Origin of the sequence: Sulfuriflexus sp. (assembly GCF_032250955.1) — a bacterium.
Taxonomy (GTDB): domain Bacteria; phylum Pseudomonadota; class Gammaproteobacteria; order AKS1; family AKS1; genus Sulfuriflexus.
Genome location: NZ_JAVVES010000046.1, coordinates 1 through 24,303, shown reverse-complemented (window position 1 = coordinate 24,303; position 24,303 = coordinate 1). Strand labels below are relative to the sequence as shown.

Below are 24,303 nucleotides of genomic sequence, written 5' to 3'. Positions count from 1 at the left end.
GCTTGCGGAAGGCGGCGATGGTGTCATGATCCGGATGGGTGTCCCCTGTGATAAAGCGAAATGCCACCGAATCGTGGGTCGCCTGCTCCAGCTTGCGGCTGGAAAATACACCTGTGGCATAGCCGTAAAACAACAGCGCCAGCAGTAACGCCGGGTGATAGGGCTGCTTCCCGCCACCGCCATAACAGCTCTCCAACTCTTTCAGATCCAGCCGTTCCACGATGTCCACCACAAACCGCGCCAGGTGTTTCTCAGGTAGCCAATCTTGCAGCGAGGGGGGTAATAGGTACGCAGTATCTCGATCAATCGTCCGGAATTTGCCTGACATGGTAGTTTTGTTCCGTTATTGTTTGTATACGCATATTCTACCGGCTTTGCCGGTTAAATCCGACAGACTCCTAGGAACATAACAGGCAATTAGTGCAGAATACACCGATGACAACACACATGAAAAGCGTCTTTGCCGTACTTGCCGCCGCCACCTTGCTGGCGGCCTGTACCCACAAAGTGCAAGTTGAAGCACCCGAAAAGCCGATCACGATTAATCTAAACGTCAAGATCGAACATGAGATCAGGGTCAAGGTCGAAAAAGACCTTGAACAGGTACTCAGCAAGGATAGTGGCCTGTTTTGACAAGCAAAGGTTTAGCCATGAAAAATACACACACACCAAGATACATTCCCCTTTTACTGGCCTTGTTTTTCTTCCTGCTGGCCGGTAATGCCCATGCACTGGATCTGCAAACCGCCAAGGTCCAGGGCTACGTTGGCGAACAGGCCAATGGCTATCTCGGCATCGTTAAAAACGCCGCTGGCGTGCAGGCGCTCGTCGATGATATTAATCACCGGCGTAAATCACACTACCAGGAAATCGCCAGGAAAAATGGTACCTCCCTGCAGGTCGTCGAGACGCTGGCCGGCAAAACGGCCATCGATAAGACCCCGCACGGACAATATGTACGCCCCCCTTCAGGGGAGTGGCTGCGCAAATAGACCCCTTTTCATACCCGTTATCGAAAGCCGGGGCTCTGGATTTTCCTTCTTCCCCCATTCTGTCATGAGACACGCGACCTTATTGACAGCCTCTGTGTGCGACCGCTGCCGATATGCCTTCAGCGCGCAGAATATTGTATAATGGGTTTTTATTGTGTATTTCTGCTGCCCCGCTCAGCGAACTAACCAAGGACAACGAGGCCATGCCGCAACGACGGACAATTTCTGTAAGTTTACTGGTAATAATTACCGCTGGCGTGGCGGGTTTTCTCTACTGGCAAAACCTGCAACAACAAGCGCCCCAGTCCCGGGCCATGCCGCCGGCAGTGATCGCGGCCACCGAAGTTACCGAGGCACAATGGGAGCCATCCCTGCAGTCTGTCGGCTCACTCGTGGCCACCAATGGCATTGATGTCAGTACCGAAGTCAACGGTATTGTCAGCGAGGTCATCTTTACTTCCGGGCAACCGGTTGAACAGGGCCAGGTCCTTATCCGCCTGGATGATTCCGTTGACGTCGCCGCGCTGGAGGCCTTGCGGGCCGAACGCAGACTGGCCGAGGTACAGTTCAACCGCGCCAGTGACCTGCTGAAAAAGCGAGTGACCTCAAAATCGGAGTTCGACGAAGCCAGGGCACGTTTTGATGCCGCCGTGGCCCGGGTCAAACAACAGCAAGCAGTGATCAAGCGCAAAATCATCCATGCGCCCTTTACCGGCCTGGCCGGCATTCGCCAGGTGAGTCTCGGTGAATATCTCGAGGCCGGCGCGTCTATCGTCAGCCTGCAGGCACTTGACCCTATCTATGCGGACTACACCTTGCCGGAACGGTATCTGACACGGGTCAAGTCGGGCCAGGTAGTGAAACTGAAACTGGATGCCTTGCCGGGCGAAGTCTTCAGTGGCAGCGTCAGTGCCGTGAATCCCGGTGTGGATACCGGCACGCGCACTCTGAAAGTCCGTGCCACCCTCGACAATGCCGGCGGCATGCTCCGGCCTGGCATGTTTGCCGGGGTAACCACCATTACCGATGCAGCTGAGACCGTCTTGACCCTGCCGAAAACGGCGATCAGTTTTAATACTTACGGGTCGTTTGTGTTTGTCATCAGCGAGAATGATACGGGTGTAGCAACGGTGAAGCGTACCGCCATAAAAACGGGTGAAGCCCGTGATGGCCGCGTGCAGGTCAGCGGTCTTTCGGTCGGTACCCGGGTGGTGCGTGCCGGGCTCGTGAAATTGCGCGACGGTATGCCCGTGAAGATAGATAACCAGGTCAAGCTGGATGACAAGGAAATCAGCAGCGAATGAAATTCACTGATATTTTTATCCAGCGCCCGGTACTGGCGACTGTCGTCAGCCTGTTAATCCTGTTACTCGGCTTGCGCTCGCTAGGCCTGCTCGAGGTACGCCAGTTTCCGCTCATCAAGAATACGGTTATTACCGTGAGCACCGCCTATCCTGGCGCCAGTTCGGAACTGGTTAAGGGCTTTATCACCACGCCGCTGCAGCAGGCCATGGCCGAAGCCGATGGCATTGACTATATCTCCTCCACCAGCGCGCAGGGCAGTTCGACCATCCAGGCGCAAATGCGTCTCAACTATGACCCGAATGCCGCCATTGCCGAGATCCAGGCCAAGGTCGCCAGCAAGCGCGGCGAGTTACCCGCCGAAGTGGAAGACCCGATAATCGAATCCACGACCGGTGACAGCACCGCGCTCATGTACCTGGCATTTTTCAGTGATACCACACCGCGGCCACAAATCAGCGATTATGTCATTCGTGTCATCCAGCCACAGTTACAGGCCCTGCCAGGCGTGGCCAAGGCACGCCTGTTTGCCTCGCAGTTTGCCATGCGTATCTGGCTCGACCCGCAGCGTATGGCCGCCCTCGGCGTGACCGGTGAGGATGTGGTTAATGTGCTGCGCAGTAATAACTACCAGGCCGGTATCGGTGCCACCAAGGACAAGTACGTCACCATCAACCTGACGGCTACCACCGATGTCAATACGCCGGAAAACTTCAACAACCTGGTGGTGCGCGCCGATGAGGACACCCTGGTCAGGCTGCAGGATATCGCCAGGGCCGAACTGGGGGCGGATAGTTACGACACCACGACGTGGTACAAAGGCATACCCTCTGTATTCATCGGCATTGAACAGGCACCGGGCGCCAACCCGGTGACTGTCGCCGACGCCGTGAATGATCTCATCCCGAAGATTGCCGCCCAGTTACCGCAAGGACTGCAGGTAAAGGTCCCCTATGACGCCAGCCAGTTCATCAAGTCTTCCATTAATGAAGTCTACAAGACCATTATCGAGGCCATGCTCATTGTGCTGGTGGTGATTTATCTCACCCTCGGCTCGATCCGTGCAGCCCTCATCCCCGCGGTGGCCGTCCCGTTATCATTGATTGGCGCCGGCTTTGTCATGTACATGCTCGGCTATTCACTCAATCTGCTGACCCTGTTATCCATGGTGTTGGCCATCGGCCTGGTTGTTGATGACGCCATCATCGTCGTCGAAAATGTACACCGCCATATTGAGCTCGGCGAATCGCGCATGCAGGCGGCCCTGAAAGGCGCGCGCGAGCTGGCCGTCCCGATTATCGCCATGACCACCACCCTGCTCGCCGTGTATGCGCCGATCGGTTTTCTTGGCGGCCTGACCGGTGCCCTGTTTATCGAGTTTGCGTTTACCCTGACCGGCGCGGTACTGATCTCCGGTATCGTCGCCCTGACCCTGTCGCCCATGCTGGCCTCGCGCGTCCTGAAGGAACACGGTCAGGAAAGCCGCTTCGAACAGGCCGTGGAAAGAGTCTTCAACGGCTTCGCCAACGGCTACAGCCGGATGCTGGACAAGACCCTCAATGTGGTTGGCGTGATGGCCATGCTCGGCGTACTCATTCTTGCATCTAATTACCTGATGTTCATGAACAGCAAGAACGAACTAGCGCCCGATGAAGACCAGGGGATCCTGTTCTTCAGTGCCACCGGCCCACGGACCGCCACCCTCGAGTACCTGGAGGCCTATGGCGAACAGATCCAGACACAGTTCGAGGCGTTCCCGGAATACAACGACAGCTTTTACATTCTTGGCCGCACACCGGGGCAGATCTTCGGTGGCTTTAAGATGATACCCAAGGAGGAACGCGAACGCTCACAGGAGGAGGTCAAGGGACCGTTGTTTGGCGCATTTGGCCAGATCGCCGGTCTGCGCAGCTTCGTCTTTCCACGCCCGAGCATCCCCACCCCCTCGCGCGGCGCACCGGTACAGTTCGTGGTGACCACTGATCGCAGTTATGAAGAACTCGTGGAGGTTGCCGATCAGATACAAGGCCAGGCCATGGCCAGTGGCCAGTTCCTGTTCCTGGAAAAATCCATCGAGATCGATCGCCCCACTATCACGGTCGATATAGACCGCGACCGTGCCGGCGATCTCGGCATCAGCATGGCCAGTATCGGCCGCAACCTGGGGACCTTGCTCGGGGGCGGTTATGTGAATCGTTTCAGCATGGAGGGACGTAGTTACAAGGTCATTCCACTGGTGTCACGGGATTACCGGCGCGATGCCGAGATGCTCAAGGATTATTATGTGCGCAGCGCCAGCGGTGACATGGTGCCGTTGTCGACGATTGTCACACTGAAGCAAACGGTGGAGCCGACCGAGCGTACCCAGTTACAGCAATTGAATTCGCTGACCATCCAGGGAGTGACCGCGCCCGACGTCGCCCTCGGTGATGCCATCGGGTTTTTAACAGGGCTAGCGCAACAGAACTTGCCAAAGGGCTATGGCTATGACTACCTCGGTGACTCACGTCAATATGCCAAGGAGAGTTCGGCCCTGACCATCACCATGTTGATGTCATTGCTTGTGATCTACCTGGTGCTGGCCGCCCAGTTTGAAAGCTGGCGTGACCCGGCGATCATTCTTGTCTCCGTGCCGCTGGCCACCGCCGGGGCCCTTATCTTCATTGTCTTTGACGTCAACGCCCTGTCACTGAACATCTATACCAAGGTAGGGCTTATCACCCTGATCGGCGTGGTCGCGAAAAACGGCATCCTTATTGTCGAGTTTGCCAACAAGCTGCAGATAGGCGAGGGTCTGGGCAAGCGTGCCGCGGTGCTGAAGGCCGCCAGCATTCGCCTACGGCCTATTTTCATGACCTCGATTGCCCTAATCGTCGCCATGATCCCCCTGCTCGCGGCAACCGGCGCAGGCGCGGTCAGTCGCTTCCATATCGGCCTGACCATCGCCGCCGGCCTCGGCATCGGGACCTTCTTTACCCTGTTCATCCTGCCAGCCTTTTATGTCTTACTGGCGAAAGACCATAACCTCGACAAGACACCTGTGAACGTATAGCAAACCGACAGGGTAATGCCGCGTGGCACAGGCGCGCCAGGCGGCATTTCTTTATTTGTCCTTGTCCAGCATGGATTTGAGATCGGCGAACGGATTATATGTGGCGGTCTCCCTGGCGGGGCCGGCGCTCGCGGTATTGCCCCGCTGCGCCTCCAGTTGCCGCTGGTGCTCATTGTCGTGGCAATACAAACACAACAGCTCCCAGTTGCTGCCATCGGCGGGATTATTATCATGATTATGGTCACGGTGATGGACGGTCAATTCGTGCAGATTCGCCCGGTTAAACTCGCGGGCACAACGACCACAGATATGCGGGTACATCTTCAGCGCCCGTTCACGGTAACCCTGGCCGCGCTCCTCGCTGGCACGCCGAGATTCAGCTATCACCTGGTTTAACTTGTCATTATCCGGTTTCACCACGCTATCCTCCACACGATAAATATTTAATCCTGCCCAAAATACGCCTGTGCAGCCATTATGCCATCAAGCCGGGCGGATAATCAGCTGGCTGATCTCACTCGGTGCCAAAAAGCGCAACGGCGGTCCCCAGTAACCCGCCCCGCGACTGACAAAAATCTGTTGCCTCGGACGATGCGTATGCAAGCCGGACAGATACGGCTGCGCGGCCATAACCAGCATGCCAAACGGAAAGATTTGCCCGCCATGGGTATGCCCACTGAGCATCAGGTCACAGCGACAGCCATTCATTTCCGAAATCATCTTTTGCTGATGGGCCAGTACCACGCAACATTTATCCTGATCCGCCCCGGCGTATGCCCTGGTCGTATCCGGCGGGTAAAAACCCGCGCGCAGGCCCGAGATATCGTTCAACCCGACCAGGTTAAACCTTTTATCCCCTTCGCCAATCACGACGTGCTCATTCAGTAAGGGGATAATCCCCAGCTCTTTAAGATAGGCCACTGCCTCACCGGCTCCGTGAAAATACTCATGGTTGCCGAGGATAAAGTAGGTCGGGGCCACGAGGTCCTTTAACGGGTAGAGGTCATGTTCGATGCGGCTAATCGGCAAATCGACGAGGTCACCGGTGATGACCACCATGTCCGGGTTTAATGCATTGGTACTGGCCACCAGTTTTTCCATGAAGCCGCGCCGAATCGTGCGCCCTACATGCACATCCGTCAGCTGCACGAGATTAAAACCGTCCACTGGGAAATCCTTGAGCCTGACATCTACACGGTTCAGGGTCGGAAACTTGATCCCCTGGCTAAAGCCGCGTAACAGGTAGGCAATCGCGGCCACCAGCATGGTCACATCAAAGATCAGCTTCAGCACGACGCGCCGGGAATGATCTACCGGTACCCGTTTGGAGACAGTGATCGTCAGGTCATAAACGATGGCGATGACAAACAGCATGAAGGTGATGCCCACAAAACTGCTGGAAATCCTGTAGAGGGCAGGCGAATCGGGGATAATACCGGTTGCCGCATCAACGATAAAAAAGATATCCCCCAGCATCAGTATGATGGGAATGGCGATCAGATAACCTGCCTTACGGTGCGAAATCAGGCGCAGGAACCGCCGCCAGGTATAGATGTTCATCAGTGCCATTGCCAGCAGGAAAAGTGATGCAAAAATCAGATAGCGCATAATAGTCGTATAGACCTGCTACAGGTAGCCAGGAAAATCAGCCTCGTTGAATGTTAACCGGGTTCATCGGCATAATAACAAAACCGGCATGTATAAGTAGCCGATCTATAAGCAGCCTCGTACCGAGGCGCATCCGGTCTGGTCGATCCGGGTTGCGAATAGTTTCATTACTGTGAACAACTGCTGTCCCATTAACATAAGCCCGACAAAATGTGTTATCAAATCAAGATCCCCTCACCCTAACCCTCTTCCTGAGGGAGAGGAAATTAACGGGGCAGCAGTAACTGTGAACAGGGAGCCCCGTTTGTCGGATAAAGCATCCGGCCTGCTTCAGAAAAACTCCGGCTCCAGTTCCAGGTAAATCCGGTAGGCATTGCCACGGTTGCTCGCATTGAATGCCGGCATATGTTTATACCGCGACCAGTCGGTATTATCGTAGGCTTCATCAAAGGGTATCAGTTCCTGGAGGGCCTTGCGCATCGCCTCGACCACATACTCAAGATAACCCTTGGTAAAGGCCAGCGCGTGAGCAACATCGGTTTCCGCTTCACCATGCCCGGGGATAATAAAACGCGGTGCCGGTTCCAGGTTGGCGAGGTCGTCAAGACCCTTGAGCCAGGTACGCACATCCGTTTCCGGGCTATCAAGGAAAGGAATACGGCCTTTGTAGATTACATCACCGCTAAATAGTACACCGGGTTCCCTGACCAGCATGATGCTGTCCCCCGGCGCGTGGGCCGTGCCCAGGTGACGCACTTCAAATGTCAGGCCGCCCAGCTCAAAGACATACTCCTTCTCAAACGTCACATCCGGCGGCACCAGGAAAGTTTTTTCATCTACCCACGGAAACAGAACCTCACGACGTTGTTTTAATCGCCGTTGCCCGGCTTCACCCTGACTGGCACGATCACCCCCGACATAACCCAGGGCCAGGCGCTGTGCGATGACTTCGGGATCATCAGCATACTGCTTGAAGGCCTGCAGGCCGTAAATATGATCCGCATGATAATGACTGACAATCACTTTTCGTACGGGTTTGTCGGTTACCTCACGAATTCGCTGGAGCAGACGGTAACCCAGTGCCGGCGTACCGAGGGCATCATAAACCACCACGCCTTCAGCCGTGACGACAAAACCCGCATTAGAGGTATGCCCTTCATTGTTGGAACCGGGCACACCGGATTTACCAATCACATAATAGACAGAGGTATCAGGGACCTGGTGCAACTTGAAAGGCAGGCTCACCGTGCCATAGGGCGTCTCCACTGGCGCGGCCGCGAGCGGCAGACTCAGAGTAAACAAACCTAACAGCAGCCACACCGGCAGCAGCAACCTGTTATCGCATGTAAGCATGATGCTCCTCCTGTTGCAGGCGAACGATCTCGGCATCGGCCATTGGCACTACCTCGACAAAACCGTGAATGTCACCGGGTTCAAAGCCCTGGCCCTGGGCTGCCAGCTTGCACATACGGAAACGGATGTTGCCGCTATTCACCAGGCTCTGCGCACGGGCCATGAGTTCCTTATGCCGGGGATAATTCTTTATTGCAAAAAACGGGATTTCATTCCCGTGCAGCACTATCACGATAGAGGACTCAAAGGGATCGGCCTGATAGATAGTATTCAGGTAACTGACCCGGTCCAGTACATTGGTGAATGCCGAGACACTCGACACCGCAACGTCATAGACGACCTTCTGGGGTTTATAGGCAACCTCTTCCAGGCTGGCATGACCCCATGGCGCATTGTTGTCGGCAGCCGATGCCAGGTTTGCAGACAGCAGCATACAGGCGAGTAACAGGTACATTCTTCTTTTCATGAATCTCTCCTTAACTATTGGGAAAAAAGGCTTGTGGAAACTCTTGCCTATGTGACTTCTGTGATTGCCCCGCGACAAAACGAGGTGCGGTATGTGCTTGACGATCATCGGCGATGACCCCGGTGCAGGCAGCCTATTTTGTAGCGAGTGCCTGCAATAACATGTCCTGATAATTCCGGATCCGTTGCAGGTAGCGCACCGGCTCGCGACCACGCGCATAACCGTATTTCAGTTTACTATAGTATTTCTTCTGGGCAAGCAATGGCAATACCGTTTTCAGATCGTGCCAGCTGTCCGGATCCTTGTCCTTTTCACGGGCCAAACTACGCGCATCATAAATATGCCCCATGCCGACGTTATAGGCCGCCAGTGCGATCCAGGTGCGATCTGGTTCTTCTATGCTGTCCGGCAAACGGCTGCGCAAGTTCGCCAGATAACGGGCACCACCATAAATACTTTGCTCGGCATCAAGCCGGTTTTTAACCCCGACCTCCTTTGCTGTTGACAGGGTCAACATCATGATGCCGCGCACCCCCGTCGGGCTGCGGGCGTGTGGTCGCCAGTGCGATTCCTGGTAGGCCTGCGTGGCGAGCAACGACCAGTCCAGGTCGTGTTGCCGCGCGGCGGCCTGGAACTTGTCCTGGTAGCGAGGCAACACACGCTGAACCTTGCGCTTGAAAGTGCGCGTATCGACATAATCAAAGATATCAATAAAACCGTAGTACTTGTTTCGCAACTGGCCCAGTTCACCACTGGCACGGAATTTCGCCAGCCAGGTGTTGGCCCTTGCCTGCAGCGCCGATGCCTTTTTCGGCATCAACCAGGCAAGTGACTGGGGTTCAGAAATTGCAAACCGCACAGCGAGTTCGGGAAAGTAACGCCGGTTAATCGCGACAATATTCGAATCGCCTATCGTACAGTCGAGCTGGCGCTCCCAGACCTGTTCAAGCAGGACCTCCGTATCATCTTCAGGCGCGATCTGCCAGGCAAGTTCCGGGATGCCTTGCTGCAGTTTTACAAGGCGTTCCACGTAACTCGTCTCGGCGGCGACAGCGATATCCAGCCCGACCAGATCGGCCGGTTTTGAAGGACTCGCGCCGCCACGGCGACAGACCACCTGTTGCGTGACTTCCTGGTAAGGCGTGGAAAACAGGAAGCTCTCCTGCCGCTGTCGAGTCGAGGTCAGGCCGGCCGCGGCCATATTCACGTCGCCACGCTCCATCCTGGCGAGGACCTCGGCAAGGTTGTCTTCGATAACAAACTCGACCTCGACGCCCAGGTGCGCGGCAAATGCCGACACCAGTTCATACTCGAAACCGACCGGGCCATCGCGGCCTTCGTAATACGTCGTCGGGGCATTGCGCGTGACGACAACCAGCTTGTCATTCTCGAGGAAACTGTCTGGCACCGGTGGTTCGCCGCAACCGGCCAGCAAGAGTATGCCAAGCATGAGCCCGGCCGCACCGGTATAGCGCCGGCCTTGTCCTTTTCCACCCTTCAATTCCGATGCTCGCCTGTATCTCATTATTTTAAGCTGTCGTTACAAAATCAACACCATGGCCATGCTGAGAGTATAGTCTTGCTCACTACTGTTTTGCCACACCATCGGTACTGGCGTATTCTGCCCCTCAGCGGTGGTCATGACTGATATACTTCGGCCATCATGTTTACTGAACTCAGTCCTTACCAGTTATTTGCCATTGCCGTCCTGCCGACCCTGTTTGCTATAGTGGTGCACGAAGTGGCCCATGGCTGGGTCGCCAATCGGCTCGGCGACAATACCGCCTATATGCTGGGGCGCCTGACCCTTAACCCCCTCAAACACATCGACCCTGTTGGCACCATCCTTGTGCCGGCACTGCTGATCTTCACCGTCGGCTTTGCGTTTGGCTGGGCCAAACCCGTGCCCATCAACTGGAACAACCTGCGGCATCCGAAACGTGATATGGCCCTGGTCGCGGCGGCGGGTCCCGGTGCCAATCTGCTCATGGCCATCGGCTGGGGGCTGGTGGCGAAGATCGCCAGCCTGCTGCCGGCTGACCTCGGTTATATCAGCGAGCCGTTCCTGTATATGGGGTTATTCGGGATCCTCATCAACATCGTGCTGATGGTCTTCAATCTCCTGCCGATCCCGCCCACCGACGGTGGCCGGCTTGCAAGCAGCCTCTTGCCGCCCCGTCTGAGCCGTATTTTTGACCGGGTCGAACCCTACGGCCTGTTTATTTTGTTGGCATTACTGCTTAGCGGTGTTCTCTGGCAGGTGATTGGTCCGGTCGTCAACAGTATTATGCTGCTTATCCAGACCCTCACCGGTTTGCGTTAATAACGGACAAGGACCCGCTCAGGGCCAGCGTGGATAGTTCCAGTAATATGGATCCCCATACGGGTGCCAGTAGGTTGAATAAGGCACGTAAATCATCTCACTGCGCTTCGGCCATAGGTAGACCCTGTCGGCTTCCAGTTTGGGAAACTCGAAACGGCGCTCGCTGATCTGCTGCGTCGCGCGGCCCTGAATACGGCCCGTGAACGTCACATGCCTGCCCGGGCTGTAGATGGCGGGTTCGTAGAAACCCTCGGCGCAGGCCGTGAAGCGTCCCGTGGAGATATCGCTCTCTAGCGGCTCGCCCCATTTATCCAGCGACAACCCGGCCACCTCAAAGCAGGTTCGCTGTCCCTGCGGCAAGGTCTGTATAAGGCTACCGCCCCAGCGCACCCGCTGCTGTTCGTATTCCCCGCCCTGTGCCTGCGCCGGGGCGATCTGCAGATAAGGTCCGCCGGCCGCCAGTTCAGCCGGCATGGAGGCACAGGCACCCAGGGCCAGGCTGGTGATCAGCAGGATGGTAACGAGGAAGGTGTGTCTCATCGGCGGCCTCCGCAGGCAACAGATAGATAAAAGGCAGGTTCAATACATAATTAAGGATAGATGCCGCCGTGGCAGAACAATAGCTGGGGAAAATACGGCCGGGGTGGTTATTCTGTTCCTGACCCTGCCCTGTCATTCCGTGGATACCGGCCTGCGCCAATGCGACAAAACGACTGATTTTGTGTGTAAAGTCACGGAGAGGCCCAATATTCTGACCCGGCTCGTGTTTTTTCTGGTATAATGACGGCTCTTGCACAGGTGCACTTCGGTCTGCACCTTATTTAAACGCGGCGACCCTTTCCGGCTTGCCTCGAAACACACAAGTAAATTTCCGCCTAGACCGTCCCAGACCATTTTGTATTGGGTAGGCCGATCTCTGGAGAACATCCAAGCATGTCATTTGAATCCCTCGGCCTGATGGCCGAATTACTCCGTGCTGTATCCGACAAAGGCTATAGCGTACCTTCCCCCATTCAGCAGCAGGCCATTCCCCTCATTCTCGAAGGTCGGGACATCATGGGCGGCGCCCAGACCGGCACAGGCAAAACCGCCGGCTTCACCCTGCCACTGTTACAACGATTGATGGAAACCACCACGCCGCAAAATGGCCGTCGCCCGCTGCGCGCACTGGTGCTGACACCGACCCGCGAACTCGCCGCACAGGTGCATGAAAGCGTCGAGGACTACGGCAAGCACCTGCCATTAAAGTCTACCGTCGTCTTTGGTGGTGTCAGTATCAACCCGCAGAAACAGAAACTCGTCAAGGGTGTCGACATCCTCGTGGCGACCCCGGGTCGCCTGCTGGATCACGTCGGTCAGCGTTCAGTCGACCTGTCGAAGATTGATATCCTCGTCCTCGACGAAGCCGACCGTATGCTCGACATGGGTTTTATCCGCGACATCCGCAAGGTCCTCGCCCTGTTACCCAAGGAACGGCAGACGCTCCTGTTCTCGGCCACCTTCTCGAACGAGATCAAGCAACTCGCCAATGACCTGTTGAAGACCCCGGCGCTGGTTGAAGTCGCACGCGAAAACACAGCCGCCGAAAGCGTTACTCAGGTCGTGCACCCGGTAGACAAGGTACGCAAACGTGAACTGCTGTCCGCCCTTATTGGCGGCAACGACTGGCAACAGGTGCTGGTGTTCACGCGCACCAAGCACGGCGCCAATCGTCTGGCTGAACAGCTCAACACCGACGGCATCACCGCAGCCGCTATCCATGGCAACAAGAGCCAGGGTGCGCGAACCCGAGCCCTGGCTGACTTCAAGGCCAGCAAGGTACGGGTACTGGTGGCCACCGATATCGCCGCGCGTGGTATCGATATTGATCAGTTACCGCACGTGGTGAACTACGAGTTACCGAATGTCGCTGAAGACTATGTTCACCGCATCGGCCGCACCGGCCGTGCCGGCAATGAAGGCGAGGCCATGTCACTGGTCTGTGTCGATGAACTGAAGTTGCTGAAAGACATCGAACGCCTTCTCAAGCGTAACATTCCTTCGATAACCTTCGAGGGTTATGAACCTGATCCGAGCATCCGCGCCGAGCCGATTAACAAGGGCCGTGGCAGCCGCCCCGCCAATACCAACCGTGGCGGACGCAAACCGGGCCCGTCGTCACAACGCCGCAACGGCCAATCCTCGGCACGTAACGGCAATAACAGTAACAATGGCAACCGCGCCAGGGCGAATGCCGGGCAAAGCCAACAACGAGGACGTTAAGTCATGGCAGAACATGAAATCAACAGGCTCAGATACAGTCTCATCTCGGTTGAAAAGAGTTCCGCGCCTGAAGGGATGAACGGTGACAACTGGCATCGTTATGTGGTCGGCCAGCGAGGCAGTGCCCGCATCGAAGGCAAAAAGGCCGGGACCCTGAAGTCGGTTACCGAACACGTTGAAGCGTTTGTTGAAGATCTTAATTCACGCACCGGCAAGGGTGGCTCAACCTACGCCCCGCGCAAGAAGAAATAGGTTTTTTTCATTAGTTGCTGCATTAAAAAGCCGGGTGTGCATTCAGCACCCGGCTTTTTTATTGTTCGGCGGCACTTCAATGTGCGCCCCGTCGCGTCGGCCGCTTTCAGAGCCGGCTGGAATAGCGCAACATCGCCGTGAACCTGTCCATGGGCAGTTCGGTTATCTCGCGGGAATAGATCTGCGCCCCCAGGTAAAGCATCTCCGCGTCGAGCTCGTCTTCCGGCAGGTCCCTGTACCAGGCCTTGCGCTTGCCGTTCTCGCCCGGGCTCCAGCGGTAGCCGCGTTTTTTCAACTGGTCTTTTTTATCAAACGGCGCCCCCTCTGCCCACAGGCGGATCTCCGTGCGCCGCGCCGTTTCCAGCAGGCGTTTCAGGACCGGTTCAGCCGAGACCGGTAACGGCCGTGACAGAATCTCTATGCCGGCCTGGCAATCAATCGTGGCGCGGTGGCCCTCGAAGAAAAAGCCGTACTTGTAGGCCAGGAACTCGAGCTTGACGCCTTCTATACCCTCTTCCTGCCAGTTCACATCGGCAATCGAACACGCCCAGGAGATCGCCTTGAACTCATCCAGCAGGTTTTCACAGAACGGCCTGTCAAAGCGGGCATTGTGGGCAATAACGATCGCCGCTTGCGACAGCAACTGCTTCACCACTGCGAAATCAATCGCCTGCCCCTTCACCATCTCATCGGTAATGCCCGTGATCTGTTGCGCGATCTCCGGGATCGGCATCCCGGGGTCATTCAGGCCATTGTATTCCGGCAGCAAGCGGTAGATGCGCCCCGAGGCGTCGAACTCGAACGGCACCATGGCCAGCTCGATGACCTTGTCAGTCTCGACATCCAGGCCGGTGGTCTCGGTATCAAGAAAGATGCCGATCCGCTTCGGCGCCTCGTTCGGCTCACAGTAAGCGGCCACGGGCGTAAAGCGCTTGATCACGCGATAGTCACCCGTGGCCTCGAGTTGTTGGATGCAGTCATTCATTATCATGGGCTCTTCTTCAGCAAGTGCGGTTGCTATTCCAGCGGCAGTGTAATCACCTCTTAAAATAGTACCATCCTGCTGATCGGATACCCAAACATATTCCCGGCCGGCTCTGCTGCGGGTTTACTGCTTGCTCTGGCGGAGCGCCTGCAGGGTTTTGATCATCATCGCCGGCTCCATACGTTGCTTGTAATCGATATCGGCATGCACGGCACGAACAATGCCGCCAGAGTCAATCACAAAACTGCCGGGCACTGGCAATACGGTACGCCCGGGACCATTAAAGGCCGCGATATCCAGGCCATGTTTCCGGTAAACACTGTCCAGTTCCGGCGCCACCTCGAAATAAAGGTTGTAGGCCTTCATGACCTTGCTGTCGAGATCGCTCAAGACCTCAAAGGTGTATCCATCTTTTTTTATCTGCTCGGCGGAACGATCCGGCTTTTGCGGTGTGATCGCTATTAGCTGCGCCCCATAACGGGCAAATTCCGGTTGTGCCTGTTTCAACTTGTGCAGATGCAGGTTACAAAACGGGCACCAGGCACCACGATAAAAGACCAGCACGACCGGGCCTTTTTTCAGTTCTGCATACAAGGACACCGGTTTGCCGAAGGCATTCGGCAAGGTGAAATCAGGGGCGCGCTCGCCTGTCACCAGACCAGGTACGGGCAGCTCTGCCGCCAGCGTGGCGGCAGAGCGTTGCATGACAGCCCGCTCTTCCGGCGTGAATTTTGAACCGCCTTGCCTTGCCTGTTCAGCTTGCATCTTTTCCAGGGCTGCCGCATAGCTTTGATCTTTATCTGCAGGCTCCTCAGCCTGAAGCAGGCCCGTTAGGAGGCTCAATACAAAAAACCCAACGGCCATACTGCCTATCTTCTGTGTAAAAATTTTCATGAGAATTTCCTTGCGTGAGCGATACCTGGCGCCTGCGAACTGGCGGACGCTGATTCGGACCCTGTGGACCCGGCTGTCTTACTGTCTCCCCGTCTTACAACGCGGCGAGTTTTTCGATAATGACCGCCGGTTCCACACGCCGGGTGTAATCGACGTTGACGAAGTCATAAACGATCATCCCGTCCCGGTTAATGATGTAGGTGGCGGGCACCGGCAACCTGAAGCTGTCATCACCGTTATAGGCAGGGATATCAAGACCAAACTGGTCGTAGACAGCGCGCAGGGCCTCGGGCAATTCGAACACCAGCCCCATCTGCTCCGCCACCTTGTTGCCGACATCACTCAGGATATCGATATCGATCGCGTTAACCTCGGCGGTGGACATGGCCTTGTCCCGTGTCTCCGGTGACATGCCGACAAGCCGTGCGCCCTGCGCCTCGATTTCCGGCAACGCCGCCTGCAGGGCCCGCATTTCCATATTGCAGTAAGGACACCAGCCACCTCGGTACACGTTCAGGACCACCGGCGACGCGGCGAGGTAATCTGACAGGCGGCGCATCTCGCCGTGCTGGTTCGGCAGGACAAAATCCGGCATCGTATCGCCCGTATGCAGGGCGCGGTCTTCCAGCCCCGTGTCTTTTAATGCCGCCGTGCAGCTGGCCATGGTAGCAAGTGTCTCGGCAGGTACCTGTTCCTGCATGCCCATGTTGTAAGCCTCGATCTCGTCTGTCAAAACACCCATTACACTGCCCTCTATCTATTATTGAATGAACGTTCTATAATTCTGGACTATATTGAATATTTATTCAATAATTAATTTGAGCAAGCGTTCAACAATTTATAATCAGGGAAATTTCGAGGCCCATTCCTATGGCGAGACCCATCCAATTCGAGCGGGACAATGTGCTGGAAAAGGCCATGCAGGCCTTCTGGGCCCACGGCTATTGCGCCACCAGCATTGCCGACCTGGTCGAGGCCACGCAGCTCAAGCCCGGCAGCCTTTACGCGGCCTTCAAATCCAAGGAGGGGTTGTTTCTGGCTGCACTTGATTATTACGGGGAACAGGGTGCCACGCGCATCGGCCAGGCGCTGGCCGCCGCCGACTCACCACTGGCGGGTATTCGCGGCTATTTTCAGCAGCTTGCCAGGGACTCGGCAGATGCACAGGCCATGCGCAGTTGTTTCCTCGTCAATACCGCGCTGGAACTGGCCGGCCACAATGAGATCGTGCGCGAGCACATAAACCGGCATTTCGACACGGTCGAAGGCCACTTCCTGCGAGCCCTTCAGGCAGCCCAGGCAAGCGGCGAACTCGCTGCCAACAAGGACCCCAGGGCCTTGGCCGTCTTTCTCATGAACAGCATCTGGGGCCTGCGCGTCCTCGGGGTGACCGCACCCGATCCGCAGCGCTCACAGGCCGTGTTACAGCAAATACTGACCCTGCTCGACGAATGCTGAGTGCCGCAGTGGCATATAACAGGAGACACACGTGAACAGACATTCCGGCTACTTTGAACTCCCTTCCCTGGAGACCCTGTGGCGCGCCATCGATCGGCACCGTAACCCTTACCGACTTAAGCAGACGGTGAGCATACGTGACACACCGGTTGAGGTCCGCTGGACCGACCGTGCCGAGCAGGCACTCGCACAACGCGAGACGCCACTGCGTGTGGAAATGCAGCTGTATTTCAGCTGCGTGGTCAAAAAACGCGTGCTGTTCCACGAGCAAGCTGAACCACAGGCCACCCCCGTTGACACCCGCTTGCAGGTGCTGTTCCGCACCGTGCAGGCCACCTCCTGCAGCCCGGAGGAATTTGCGCAGCATTTTCCCGTGCAGCATGACTTTGAATCCGCCGCGGCCGGCAAGATGAAGCCCTCGCGACTCGATCTCGACTACCATCATGACCGCTGGCACGGTGAATTCTATGTTGGCAAACCGCCCCGGCCTTGATGCACGCTCACAGAAAAATGTTGCGTGTTGCCCGGGGAAGATTCAGGCGAGTGAATTAATTTCTTACCTTCAGGCGGTTATTCACATCACGGCTTTCCAGCACCAGCGCGTTGCCGGCCATGCCGCAGGGAGATTTCGTCAGGCGGTCATAAAGCAGCACGTTCACCGTCGCCGCCAGGTTCATGCAACCGATGGTCGGCACATACACGACCGCATCGGCGCGGTCGATCACCTGCTGGCTAATCGTGCCGTCTTCCGGGCCAAAGATATAAAAGGCCTGCGGCGGGTGCTGATAGTCCGGCAAGGCGATAGCATCCTCGGCAAACTCGACGCACACCACTTGCATGCCCGTCGGCACCGCCTCGAGAAGACAATCGACGCCCGTCAACGGGATCGCCTGCCCCACCTGGCGGCGCATATCAGGAATCGCCGGGTTGCGCATCAGGGCTCGCGGGTAACGCTTGCCGGTATAGAAAACGCTATCGACGCGAAAGTTCCCCGCCGCGCGCATGACCGAGCCGACATTATCCGGGCTTTTGGGGTTGATTAAACCGATACTGACGCTTGCTGCTTGCATGTGTTTTGAGTTATTTGTTTTTTCTTATACATAGTGCCGCCTAAAGCAGCGCGGCCTGTTGGTCCAGCTTCTTGACTGATACCGGTATGGATGTCTTTAGTTCCTGTGCAAACAATGATACACGCATTTCTTCAACCATCCAGCGATAAAGCTCCCATTCCGGGCTGAGTACTTGCTGCGGGGCATCACCGATCTGATGATAGACTCTGTTCCAGTGCTTGTGCACTTCTGCCTGGCGTTTCCTGTCTGCATCAAGCGCCCGCTCCAGCTTTTCCAGCCGCAGGTTAATGGCCTCCAGGTAACGCGGCAGGTGTTTCAGCCAGCGGCGTGGCGTGGCGCTGATAAAACCTGCATAGACGAGGCAACCGAGTTGTTGCCGAATATCCTTGACCGCATCGAACCAGGCCAGGGGAAGATTGCCCTGCAGGCGCCTGACGATCTTGTGGTGTTGCACGAGACTGGCATGCAGCGTGTCGCAGGTGTCATTGGCAACCTGCATGAGTCTCTTCTTCGCCTCGGCGACAAGCGTGTGGAACGCTGCCTCTGATCGGATATCGTCAACGTCGGCAAACAGTGCATAGTCGATAATGGCATCCTCCAGGTCCTGGAGCAGGTCTTGCTTGTTGCCGATGGAGACATAATACAACTGGATTTTATCCAGGTGGCGCAGCTGTTTGCGCATGTACTTCATTTCCTGCCGCGCGACCAGCCTGAACAGGCGCCGCAACCCCGGTCGCATCTGTTCCCTTGCCTGCCCGGCATCGCTGAACAGGCGGACAGCGACATGCTCGCCATCATCGCTGTCATCAACAATCGCCGGGTAGGCTCTGATCACCAGTCCGTGCTGTTCGAGCTCGACGACCTCGGGCAGATCACCGAAGTCCCAGCCACTAACGTCTTCCCTTTCTATACCCGAGGTGGGTAATGTCGACAATAGCTCCTCACTCAGGCCCGATAGTTCCTCCTGCAGGGCCGACAGGTCACGCCCCACCGCCAGCACCTGGCTATCCTGATCAATCACCCGGAAGTTCATATGATAGAACGCGGGCAGGTTATCCAGCTGCCACGCATCACTTTTAATGGCCTGGCCACTGACCCTTTGCATATGCGCCGCCAGGTTCTCGAGCAAGGGCAATGCCCGGTCACCACCGGCCTGGAGAAAGGCATCGGCATAGTTCGGCACGGGCACAAACAGTTTGCGCTGCGCCTTCGGCAGACACTTGATCAGCGCAATCACCTTGTCACGCAACAGGCCAGGCACCAGGTAGTCAAACGGCTGCTCGCGTAACTGACCGAGTATGGCCAGCGGCACAATAACCGTGACCCCGTCTTCGGCATGCCCGGGGTCAAAGTGGTAATCCAGTTTAAGGGTGATGCCATTGAGTTCCATCGTGCCGGGGAACTGGCCCTCGCTGATATGCCCTGCCTCGTGCCGCATTAGCGCCTCTTTCTGCAGGTAAAGCATTTCGGGGCTGGTTTGCTGCACGGTCTTGAGCCACTTCTCAAACGCCTTGCCATTATAAATATCCGCAGGAATGCGCTCGTCGTAGAATTTATAAAGCGCCTGCTCGTCCACGAGGATGTCGCGGCGGCGGCCCTTGTCTTCCAGCGCCTCGATCTCGGCGATCACCGACTGGTTGTATTTGAAGAACGAGGCGCGGGTATGAAAGTCACCCTGCACCAGCGCCTCGCGGATAAACAGCTCGCGTGACAACACCGGATCGATGGGGCCATAGTTGATGCGCCGTTTCGGGCACAGGGTAATGCCATAGAGGCTGGTGCGCTCATACGCCGAGACCTGCGCCGGCCCCTTCTGCCAGTGTGGCTCAGAGTAACTGCGTTTGATCAAGTGCCCGGCGAGGCCTTCGATCCATTCCGGCGCGACCTGCGCCACCATTCGCCCGTAGAGGCGCGTCGTTTCCACCAGCTCGGCGCACATGACCCACCTGGGTGGCTTCCTGGCCTGCCAGGAACCGGGGTGGATATAAAAACGAATGTTACGCGCCCCCAGGAACTCATTACCCTCTACCGACTTGTTGCCGATGTTTCCCAACAGACCCGACAGCAACGCCTGGTGGATGGCTTCATAACCGGCATCGGTGGTATTGAGCCGGGCGCCCTGCTCCTTAAACAACACGGCAAGTTGCTGGTAAATATCCCGCCACTCCTGCATGCGGTTATAAGACAGGAAATGCTCCTTGCAGAACTTGCGCAGCTTGTTCTGGCTAAGGTGCCTGCGCTGCGCTTCATAGACCCGCCACAGCTTCAGATAAAACAAAAAGTCTGACCTTTTGTCTTGCCTGGCCTTGTTGTCCTTGTCACCGGCATCATCGCCTTCATCATCAAAGGCGTCATTAATGAGCCGGTGTCTTTCATCGGCCTTCTGTTGCTTGTCCACCGGGCGCTCACGCGGGTCCTGCACACTCAGGGCGCTGCCGATAATCAACAGTTCCTGCAGGCAGCCGAATTTCTTTGCCGCTGCCAGCATGCAACCGATCTTCGGGTCTACCGGCAGGCGTGCGATTTCCTTGCCCAGCGCCGTGACATTATTGTGTTTATCAACCGCGCGCAGCTCATATAATAACTTGTAGCCGTCCTTGATATAGCGTGAGTCAGGCGGCTCGATAAAAGGAAAGTCTTCAATATGCCCGAGGCGCAGCAGCTCCATCTGCAAGATCACAGACGCCAGGTTAGTGCGCTTGATTTCCGGCTCGGTAAACTCGGGGCGGTTGTTAAAGTCCGCCTCCGAATACAGGCGGATACACACCCCCTCACTGATACGACCGCAACGCCCCTTACGCTGATTGGCGCTGGAGCGGGAAATCGGCTCAATCGGCAGACGCTGAATCTTGCTGCGGTAACTGTAGCGGCTGATCCGGGCAACACCCGTATCGATCACGTAATGAATACCGGGCACCGTCAACGAGGTCTCGGCCACGTTCGTCGCCAGGATGATGCGCCGGTGCCTGGCCGGACTGAAGACGCGATTCTGTTCGGCCGCGCTCAGGCGGGCATACAATGGCAGGATCTCGGTCTGGGGTGGATGATGCTTGCGCAGTGATTCCGCCGCCTCGCGGATCTCCCGCTCGCCACTAAAAAAGATCAGGATGTGCGCCGGACTCCTGCCCTGCGCGGTATCGATAGCCGAGAGCTCATCCACCGCATCAAGAATCGCCTGCTGGGTATCCCTCGGCACGACGTCTGTGTCATCCGCCGCCCCTTTGGCATCAGGCTCTTTGTCTTCGAGCAGGGGCCGGTAACGCAGCTCGACCGGATAGGTACGGCCGGAGACCTCGATCACCGGGGCGTTATCAAAATGGCGGGAAAAACGCCCCGTATCAATCGTTGCCGAGGTGATGATCAGTTTCAGTTCAGGGCGCTTCGGTAACAGCTTCTTGAAATAACCCAGCAGAAAATCAATGTTAAGGCTGCGCTCGTGGGCCTCGTCAATGATCACCGTGTCATAATCATTCAGGTAACGATCAGCCTGTATCTCTGCGAGCAAGATACCGTCCGTCATCAGTTTCAGGTATGTCCCGGGGCCGACCCTGTCCTTGAAACGCACCTTGTAGCCCACCGCGCTGCCAAGCTCGGTCTGCAGTTCCTGCGCAATCCGCTCGGCAATACTCCGCGCCGCCAGCCGCCGTGGCTGGGTGTGGCCAATCAGGCCCGCCGCCCCCCGCCCCAGCTCCATGCAGATCTTCGGCAGCTGCGTGGTCTTCCCGGAGCCCGTTTCACCGGCAATAACCACCACCTGATGCTGCTGGATGGCCTCGCGTATCGCCTCGCGCTGTTCACAAACCGGCAAATGCTCCGGAAAGGCAGGCACGGGCAAACCCGCCAGGCGCTCGGTGCAAAGCCCGGCAGATGCCTCGATATCCGCCGTCAGCTTTGCCAACTGGCTGGCGACATCAGCCTTTTTATCCTTCGGGTGTTGTAACTGCTTTAAACGCCGGCGAAACCGGAACCGGTCTCGTAACATGCACTTTGCTATCAGGTTTTGAAGGTCTTCTGGGGGAATGCTCATCGGACAGGCATTTTACTGCAAACAGACAGCAAGTTGAAACTGATACTTCAGAAGGGAGCAGTCTCTGATTTGATATATCAATGACATCCGGGGAGAAGCAGAGTGCTTTCTACTAAAGTCAAAAAATCCCTGCCTGAATACGGCTTATTTTAAACACCAAGAATCCAGCCTTCTTCCTGCTCGACAATTTGTCTTTCATCATCAGTCAGGCTGCGTTTGCCTGAAAATAAACATGAAAATTGCTTACGATAATCCAAATCCGCAAAATAATGGGTAACGCCATAACTTGCAACTTATCATCCAATCTTTTGCATAAGCTGAAGCCACTCGACAATCCTTTGATTATTAATCATAGATTAAGACCTATAGTTTGCTACATGTTCCACAAAAATATCCTGGCCCCATCTTTAAACATCATCTATGAATATGTTATTTCGATGATATCTTATTGCGGAAATATCCGGGAGAAACCTGGATGGCATAGTCATGGGCTTGCCCTTTATATCAAACAATATACTTGCAAGCTCTTTAGTCTTTACACTTTCAATAATTCGTCTTGATAATACGACCCGAAAATCATCATCGAACGTCATGAATCCTTTATCAAAAGCAGCATCATACAAGGAGTTCAAGACCACACCATTTGCTGGATCTGCTCGACGAGATTCATTTTCTGACCACGGTATTATATGGCTTGCGATGAGAAGACCTGGGATATCAAGGCCTGATATTGCACACTGATTTTTATAACCAATCAAGACACAATTTCTGAAAAACTGTTGCACACGCCTGACACGCACTTCTCTAACAGACTCAGTAGGCCCTTGCGGAATAATAGGCAATAATTCATCAGCATCAACAACTTTCGTCACTACTAACTTTTGAAACAATTCTTCTGCATCGCCAATAACTGCTTCCGAGTCATTCATAAACGACTCCCATAAAACTCTATCCGCACGACTTGAATTACCTAATCCGTTTTGAGTTATTGCAGAATCCAGGCTGGCAAAGTCACAAGCTTTCATGGCTACTACTGAAGGTGTTCGCCCGATAGCTGTAGCGACAGCTATCACCTCTTTATTCTTCTGATGTAATTGACCAAAAGGTAACAAGCAATAAAGCCGCAGAGCTAAAAGCTGTTCATCCCTGCCCCAATCCCGTCGCACCATTAATCTATACTCGATTTATTTTATAATTAAGTTTATCACTTGAGAACGCGCTCAAACTTCCGGGTAACTATATCTATCTACAATATTGGTACTGCTATCTCTTATGCACATCACACCATATTCCAGCGGCGCAGATGTTCTTGCGATATTCTCTAGAAATCTCGAGTTCCTAGGCATTTTGGATAGTCACTACAACCCCAAAATTTGTTGCCTGCATTTGCGCCTCGTCTGGCCATTCGTTCGAGCATCGCGCCATTACAAAGCGGGCATCTGACATCATCAAGGACCGCGATTGTCGGGGCAGGTCTGGCTTCTTGCGCATTTTTAATCATGGCATATAACTCATTGCCATCAATTAATCTGATTCTGTTTTTACTGGCAAAGGCCTTCGCCTCCTGAGTATAGTCCCCTGAAGCGGCAAATATGCCACCTGCTGCTCCCTGGCTTGCGACCACACCATACAGTTCTCGTATTTTGGCCACGCCGACCTTGGTCGCTTTCCATTGCTTGCATTGCACCAAATAAGTTTCACCCTCTTTTGTGATAACCAGATCAACTCCTCCATCAGGGCCATCTGCGGTTTCCTTGACTGAATAACCTTGTTGCCGGAATGCCTCACCCACCAAAACTTCAAATTCTCGCCAGCTAATTGCTTCCAATACAGATCGATCTTCTCCATGACGGGCATAACCGTATAACTTTTTCCTGCCAACCTGCTTGAACAGTGAGCTAAGGCCACCAATGACAAACCCTATCGGTATTACATACTTAAGAAGGCCGAAAAGCATTATAAGCATCGTGCCGATTACTAAGTTAGGAATATCAGGAGCTGCGCCTTGTGCTGTTTGCACTGGCTCGAGAGAGATATTACTCAGTATCAGATAAATCACTCCTGCTAAAAGAAATGATAGCCACCACGGCAACATTGCAGCTAAATCCATTAAATCGACGAAAAGTCTTTGGTTTTTTCTTGCCATAGTGTTGTGATAATCAGATCATTTTTTTATATTTTTTCACTGCTGTCCCGTTAACATAAGCCTGACAAGCAGTAAGCTTCGAGAAAATAAGGTAACCAGGTTGATTGATGCGC

The 24,303-nt window shown here is 55.3% G+C and carries 23 protein-coding genes; 9 read left to right on the top strand and 14 right to left on the bottom strand.

The genetic code is table 11. The features are described 5' to 3' along the window. Window positions 1-328 (bottom strand): transposase (locus RQ738_RS09440; protein WP_314164780.1); only part of this gene is annotated, 328 nt, incomplete at its 3' end. 107 nt (window positions 329-435) lie between these two features. On the opposite strand from RQ738_RS09440, the gene RQ738_RS09435 reads away from it, so the two are divergent. The 4 genes from RQ738_RS09435 to RQ738_RS09420 all read left to right on the top strand — a co-directional run bounded on the left by RQ738_RS09435 (window position 436) and on the right by RQ738_RS09420 (window position 5,346). Then, window positions 436-633, top strand: coding sequence for a YnbE family lipoprotein (locus RQ738_RS09435; protein ID WP_409929542.1), 198 nt, complete (start codon window positions 436-438; stop codon window positions 631-633). A 17-nt stretch (window positions 634-650) separates the two neighbouring features. Beyond that, complete coding sequence (locus RQ738_RS09430) at window positions 651-992, top strand: YdbL family protein (protein ID WP_314164775.1); 342 nt, start codon at window positions 651-653, stop codon at window positions 990-992. A gap of 152 nt (window positions 993-1,144) precedes the next feature. After that, window positions 1,145-2,296 (top strand): efflux RND transporter periplasmic adaptor subunit, encoded by a 1,152-nt coding sequence (locus RQ738_RS09425; RefSeq protein ID WP_314164772.1) that lies wholly within the window; start codon window positions 1,145-1,147, stop codon window positions 2,294-2,296. After that, window positions 2,293-5,346, top strand: a complete 3,054-nt coding sequence (locus RQ738_RS09420) for an efflux RND transporter permease subunit (RefSeq protein ID WP_314164769.1) — start codon at window positions 2,293-2,295, stop codon at window positions 5,344-5,346. The genes RQ738_RS09425 and RQ738_RS09420 overlap by 4 nt, the downstream gene beginning before the upstream one ends. Window positions 5,347-5,397: 51 nt before the next feature. Here the strand turns inward: RQ738_RS09420 and RQ738_RS09415 are convergent, their stop codons facing one another. The 5 genes from RQ738_RS09415 to mltF form a co-directional block, all read right to left on the bottom strand. Beyond that, a complete protein-coding gene (locus RQ738_RS09415; protein ID WP_314164765.1) occupies window positions 5,398-5,766 on the bottom strand; it encodes a YajD family HNH nuclease in 369 nt (122 codons plus the stop codon). Between the two features lie 63 nt (window positions 5,767-5,829). After that, window positions 5,830-6,954: a metallophosphoesterase gene (locus tag RQ738_RS09410; RefSeq protein WP_314164760.1), complete on the bottom strand. Its 1,125-nt coding sequence runs from the start codon at window positions 6,952-6,954 to the stop codon at window positions 5,830-5,832. A gap of 330 nt (window positions 6,955-7,284) precedes the next feature. Next, entirely contained in the window at window positions 7,285-8,307 is a 1,023-nt protein-coding gene (locus RQ738_RS09405) for an MBL fold metallo-hydrolase (RefSeq protein ID WP_314164755.1), read from the bottom strand. Beyond that, window positions 8,291-8,773, bottom strand: a complete 483-nt coding sequence (locus RQ738_RS09400) for a DsrE family protein (protein ID WP_314164750.1) — start codon at window positions 8,771-8,773, stop codon at window positions 8,291-8,293. Before RQ738_RS09400 ends, RQ738_RS09405 begins: the two co-directional genes overlap by 17 nt. A 133-nt stretch (window positions 8,774-8,906) precedes the next feature. Then, window positions 8,907-10,298 carry a membrane-bound lytic murein transglycosylase MltF gene (gene mltF / locus RQ738_RS09395; RefSeq protein ID WP_314164745.1) on the bottom strand — a complete coding sequence of 464 codons (1,392 nt, stop codon included), beginning with the start codon at window positions 10,296-10,298 and terminating at the stop codon, window positions 8,907-8,909. Between the two features lie 138 nt (window positions 10,299-10,436). On the opposite strand from mltF, the gene RQ738_RS09390 reads away from it, so the two are divergent. Further along, window positions 10,437-11,096 (top strand): site-2 protease family protein, encoded by a 660-nt coding sequence (locus RQ738_RS09390; protein ID WP_314164739.1) that lies wholly within the window; start codon window positions 10,437-10,439, stop codon window positions 11,094-11,096. An 18-nt stretch (window positions 11,097-11,114) separates the two neighbouring features. Here the strand turns inward: RQ738_RS09390 and RQ738_RS09385 are convergent, their stop codons facing one another. Beyond that, window positions 11,115-11,636 carry a Slp/YeaY family lipoprotein gene (locus tag RQ738_RS09385; RefSeq protein WP_314164735.1) on the bottom strand — a complete coding sequence of 174 codons (522 nt, stop codon included), beginning with the start codon at window positions 11,634-11,636 and terminating at the stop codon, window positions 11,115-11,117. A gap of 393 nt (window positions 11,637-12,029) precedes the next feature. Between RQ738_RS09385 and RQ738_RS09380 the strand changes: the two genes are divergently transcribed. Together RQ738_RS09380 and RQ738_RS09375 are read left to right on the top strand one after the other, a co-directional pair. Next, window positions 12,030-13,358 carry a DEAD/DEAH box helicase gene (locus tag RQ738_RS09380; RefSeq protein WP_314164730.1) on the top strand — a complete coding sequence of 443 codons (1,329 nt, stop codon included), beginning with the start codon at window positions 12,030-12,032 and terminating at the stop codon, window positions 13,356-13,358. Window positions 13,359-13,361: 3 nt separating this feature from the next. Next, a complete protein-coding gene (locus RQ738_RS09375; RefSeq protein WP_314164720.1) occupies window positions 13,362-13,610 on the top strand; it encodes a hypothetical protein in 249 nt (82 codons plus the stop codon). Window positions 13,611-13,716: 106 nt separating this feature from the next. On the opposite strand, the gene RQ738_RS09370 is transcribed toward RQ738_RS09375, so the two are convergent. The 3 genes from RQ738_RS09370 to RQ738_RS09360 all read right to left on the bottom strand — a co-directional run bounded on the left by RQ738_RS09370 (window position 13,717) and on the right by RQ738_RS09360 (window position 16,231). Beyond that, complete coding sequence (locus RQ738_RS09370) at window positions 13,717-14,595, bottom strand: 3'-5' exonuclease (protein ID WP_314164716.1); 879 nt, start codon at window positions 14,593-14,595, stop codon at window positions 13,717-13,719. A 123-nt stretch (window positions 14,596-14,718) separates the two neighbouring features. Continuing rightward, window positions 14,719-15,489 carry a peroxiredoxin-like family protein gene (locus tag RQ738_RS09365; RefSeq protein ID WP_314164712.1) on the bottom strand — a complete coding sequence of 257 codons (771 nt, stop codon included), beginning with the start codon at window positions 15,487-15,489 and terminating at the stop codon, window positions 14,719-14,721. Window positions 15,490-15,583: 94 nt separating this feature from the next. Further along, a complete protein-coding gene (locus RQ738_RS09360; protein ID WP_314164700.1) occupies window positions 15,584-16,231 on the bottom strand; it encodes a peroxiredoxin-like family protein in 648 nt (215 codons plus the stop codon). Window positions 16,232-16,359: 128 nt separating this feature from the next. Between RQ738_RS09360 and RQ738_RS09355 the strand changes: the two genes are divergently transcribed. Both RQ738_RS09355 and RQ738_RS09350 read left to right on the top strand, forming a co-directional pair. After that, the gene (locus RQ738_RS09355; protein ID WP_314164689.1) at window positions 16,360-16,947 is read left to right on the top strand and encodes a TetR/AcrR family transcriptional regulator; all 588 of its coding nucleotides are present in this window, start codon (window positions 16,360-16,362) and stop codon (window positions 16,945-16,947) included. Between the two features lie 31 nt (window positions 16,948-16,978). Continuing rightward, window positions 16,979-17,440 carry a hypothetical protein gene (locus RQ738_RS09350; protein WP_314164687.1) on the top strand — a complete coding sequence of 154 codons (462 nt, stop codon included), beginning with the start codon at window positions 16,979-16,981 and terminating at the stop codon, window positions 17,438-17,440. A gap of 55 nt (window positions 17,441-17,495) precedes the next feature. On the opposite strand, the gene RQ738_RS09345 is transcribed toward RQ738_RS09350, so the two are convergent. The 4 genes from RQ738_RS09345 to RQ738_RS09330 form a co-directional block, all read right to left on the bottom strand. After that, window positions 17,496-18,017, bottom strand: a complete 522-nt coding sequence (locus tag RQ738_RS09345; RefSeq protein ID WP_314164683.1) for a TrmH family RNA methyltransferase — start codon at window positions 18,015-18,017, stop codon at window positions 17,496-17,498. A gap of 40 nt (window positions 18,018-18,057) precedes the next feature. Then, window positions 18,058-22,044 carry an ATP-dependent RNA helicase HrpA gene (hrpA, locus tag RQ738_RS09340; RefSeq protein ID WP_314164678.1) on the bottom strand — a complete coding sequence of 1,329 codons (3,987 nt, stop codon included), beginning with the start codon at window positions 22,042-22,044 and terminating at the stop codon, window positions 18,058-18,060. Window positions 22,045-22,451: 407 nt separating this feature from the next. Further along, on the bottom strand, window positions 22,452-23,213 hold the full coding sequence (locus RQ738_RS09335) for an HNH endonuclease (RefSeq protein WP_314164676.1): 762 nt from the start codon (window positions 23,211-23,213) through the stop codon (window positions 22,452-22,454). A gap of 152 nt (window positions 23,214-23,365) precedes the next feature. Then, window positions 23,366-24,190: a restriction endonuclease gene (locus tag RQ738_RS09330; RefSeq protein WP_314164674.1), complete on the bottom strand. Its 825-nt coding sequence runs from the start codon at window positions 24,188-24,190 to the stop codon at window positions 23,366-23,368. Between the last annotated feature and the right edge of the window lie 113 nt (window positions 24,191-24,303).